At 67.8% G+C, this 3,289-nt stretch carries 3 protein-coding genes; 2 read left to right on the forward strand and 1 reads right to left on the reverse strand.

Going from position 1 to position 3,289, the window contains the following annotated elements; all coding sequences use genetic code 11:
* Positions 1 to 54: 54 nt before the first annotated feature.
* Positions 55 to 1,602, reverse strand: a complete 1,548-nt coding sequence (locus tag EBH09_RS27435; protein ID WP_121749629.1) for an MFS transporter — start codon at positions 1,600 to 1,602, stop codon at positions 55 to 57.
* Between the two features lie 187 nt (positions 1,603 to 1,789).
* Between EBH09_RS27435 and EBH09_RS27445 the strand changes: the two genes are divergently transcribed.
* Complete coding sequence (locus EBH09_RS27445; RefSeq protein ID WP_121749631.1) at positions 1,790 to 2,410, forward strand: TetR/AcrR family transcriptional regulator; 621 nt, start codon at positions 1,790 to 1,792, stop codon at positions 2,408 to 2,410.
* 81 nt (positions 2,411 to 2,491) lie between these two features.
* Positions 2,492 to 3,193, forward strand: coding sequence for a ribonuclease HII (locus EBH09_RS27450; RefSeq protein ID WP_121749632.1), 702 nt, complete (start codon positions 2,492 to 2,494; stop codon positions 3,191 to 3,193).
* Positions 3,194 to 3,289 lie beyond the last annotated feature (96 nt).

Genomic DNA, 3,289 nt, shown 5'->3' on the forward strand with positions numbered 1-3,289 from the left:
GGCGTGACGCCCGCCGGTGGACACCGCCACCGCCCGGCCCGCGGTGTCGTACCGTCAGCCGATGCCCGGCCCGGCCGAGCCGGACAGGGCCTCCAGATCGCTCTTGCGCACCCGGATCACCAGCCACGCCGTGGCCAGGGCGAGGACGGCCATGGCGGCAGCCGGTACGAAGGCCGCCGAGATGCCCTGCGCCAGCACTTCGTGCCCCCATGGCGCCGGCAGCTGGTGCGTCTGGGCGAATTCCGCCTTCTGTTCCGCGGAGCCGTTGGTGAGGAAGTCCGCCCCCTGTTTCTCCGCCTCGTCCTTGGTCGCCGTGCCGAACACCGTCGTCAGGATCGCGAGGCCGATCGATCCGCCCACCTGCTGCATCGCGTTGAGCAGGCCGGACGCCGCGCCCGCCTCATGCTGGGCGACCCCGGAGACCGCGGTCAGCGTCAGCGTCACGAAGTTCAGGCCCATGCCGAACCCGAAGATCAGCATCGGTCCCAGGACTCCGCCGACATACGAGCTGTCAGAGCTGATGAGGGCCTGCCAGCCGAGCCCGGCCGCGGCGAGCGTCGAGCCCACGACCATGAACGGCTTCGGGCCGAACACGGGCAGGAACCGCTGCGACAGCCCGGCCCCGAGCGCGATCACCACTGTGACGGGGAGGAAGGCCAGGCCGGCCTGGATGGGGGTGTAGCCCAGCACGTTCTGAACGAACAGCACGATGTAGAAGAACATGCCGAACATCGCCGCGGCCAGGCTCAGCATGATCACGTATGTGCCGGCGCGGTTGCGGTCGGCGAACATCCTCAGCGGGGTGATCGGCTCCTTGGCCCGCGACTCGATGAACGCGAAGGACAGCAGCAGGACCACCGCGGCCACGAAGGAGCCGATGGTCAGGTTGTCCCGCCAGCCCTCGTCCGCGGCCCGGATGAAGCCGTAGACGAGAGACGCCATGCCCGCCGTCGAGGTCACCGCTCCGGCGATGTCGAAGCGTCCGGAGTGCCGCTCGGACTCGTTGATGTACATCGGGGTGAGTACGGCGATCAGTACACCGATCGGCACGTTGACGAAGAGCACCCAGCGCCAGTCGAGCCACTCGGTGAGCATGCCGCCCGCCAGCAGGCCGATGGCGCCGCCGCCCGCGGACACGGCCGCGAAGACGCCGAAGGCCCGGTTGCGTTCCGGTCCTTCGGGGAAGGTTGTGGTTATGAGGGCCAGCGACGTGGGCGACGCGATGGCCCCTCCCACACCTTGCAGGACACGCGCCGCCAGCAGTTGCCAGGGTTCCTGGGCGAAGCCGCCGAGCAGCGAGGCGAAGGTGAACAGCAGGATGCCGGTCATGAAGACCCGGCGACGGCCGAGAATGTCACCGGCTCGGCCGCCGAGCAGGAGCAGACCGCCGAAGGTGAGGGTGTAGGCGCTGACGACCCAGGTGAGGTCGGTGGTGCTGAAGCTGAGCGCTTCTTGAATGTGCGGGAGAGCGATGTTCACAATCGTCGCGTCGAGTACCACCATGAGTTGGCAGGCCGCGATGACCGTGAGCGCGATGCCGGGACGCCCTTCCCGGCGGGCAGCTCCCGGCTTCTGGTCTTTGATCAGAGAAGAGGTTGTCACCATGTGTCCCCCACGACTGACTTAGTGAACGCTGGCGTTCACTGTTGTTTCAACGTTAGTGACTCCCCGACAGTGAACGCAAGCGTTCACTTGTGGTGCCGCCGTGCGCGTCGTCCCCCGTTGTGGCCCGCGCGGCACGCCCGCTGACCCCCGAAAACCCGCTCCCCGCTTCCTGGAGACCCTCGACATGGTTGCTTCGCACTGGGCGGCCGCCTCCGCCCAGACACCGTCCCGCAGGCGTGGCGCGGTCCTCGAACGCGCGATCCTCGACGCCGCGCTGGACCAGCTCGGCACCGTCGGCTGGAACGGCCTGACGATGGAGGGTGTGGCCGCCGGAGCCCAGACCGGCAAGGCTGCGGTCTATCGCCGCTGGCCGTCCAAGGAGGACCTCGTCGCGGACGCGCTCCGGTCCGGGCTGCCGCGTTTCGACACGGTGCCCGACCTCGGGAGCGTGCGCGAAGACCTCCTGGCGCTGTGCCGGAGGGCACGCGACGCGATGTTCTCACGCCCCGGATTCGCCTTGAGGTCGGTGATTCACGAATGCGACAGCATGCAGGCGGAGCGTTTCCACGCGGTGATCCTCAAGGGGGTGGTCGAGCCGACTCTCATGATGCTCCGCGAGGTCATCAACCGCGGAATAGAGCGGGGAGAGGTCAGGCGTGACGCGGCGAACGGATACGTCTTCGACGCCATCCCGGCGATGATGATGTACCGCTCGAAGATTTGTGCAAGCGAATGGACGGACCAGGAGATCGAGGAAATGATCGACCAGCTGATGGTTCCGCTGCTGCGGCCCGACGGCGTCTGACCCCCGCCTGCGGGCGCCCTGGTCCCGTTTGGGGAACCGGGGTGTCGCCGGAGGTTCGGGGCGGCGTACGCTAAGCACGCCATGCCGTACGAACCACCTACTCACACCGTCGAGCGCTCTCTCCGCGCCACGACCGGAGCGAAGATCATTGCCGGTGTCGACGAGGTGGGGCGCGGCGCGTGGGCCGGGCCGGTCACCGTCTGCGCCGCGATCACCGGACTGCGTCGGCCCCCGGCCGGCCTCACCGACTCCAAGCTGCTCACCGTCAAGCGACGCACGGAACTCGCCGCGGAGCTGCGGACCTGGGTGACCTCGTACACCCTGGGGCACGCCTCTCCGGAGGAGATCGACGCACTGGGGATGACCGCGGCGCTGCGACTCGCGGCGGTGCGCGCCCTGGAGACCCTGCCGATCCGCCCCGACGCCGTCATCCTCGACGGCAAGCACGATTACCTCGGGAGGCCCTGGAAGGTCCGTACGGTGATCAAGGGTGACCAGTCCTGCGTGGCCGTCGCGGCCGCGTCGGTGCTCGCCAAGGTCCAGCGCGACAAAATGATGGCCGAACTGGGTATCGACCATGCAGACTTCGGTTTCGCGGACAACGCCGGGTATCCGTCACCCGTGCACAAGGCCGCACTGGAGGAACGGGGGCCCACCCCGCACCACCGGTTGTCGTGGGCGTATCTTGATGCGCTGCCCCAGTGGCGGCACCTCAAGAAGGTCCGCAGTTGGGTGGACGGAAGCGTTCCGGAAATTGAGGGCCAGCTCGGATTCGATTTCTGACGCTTCCGCTCGCAGGCATGTGCCACCCGCCGACGCGAGCCGCACCAACGTTTGATAAATATCAGCTCATGCCTCTCATTCCCGAGGAGCCTCAGA

This window comes from Streptomyces sp. E2N166, from assembly GCF_003671715.1.
Classification (GTDB): domain Bacteria; phylum Actinomycetota; class Actinomycetes; order Streptomycetales; family Streptomycetaceae; genus Streptomyces; species Streptomyces thinghirensis.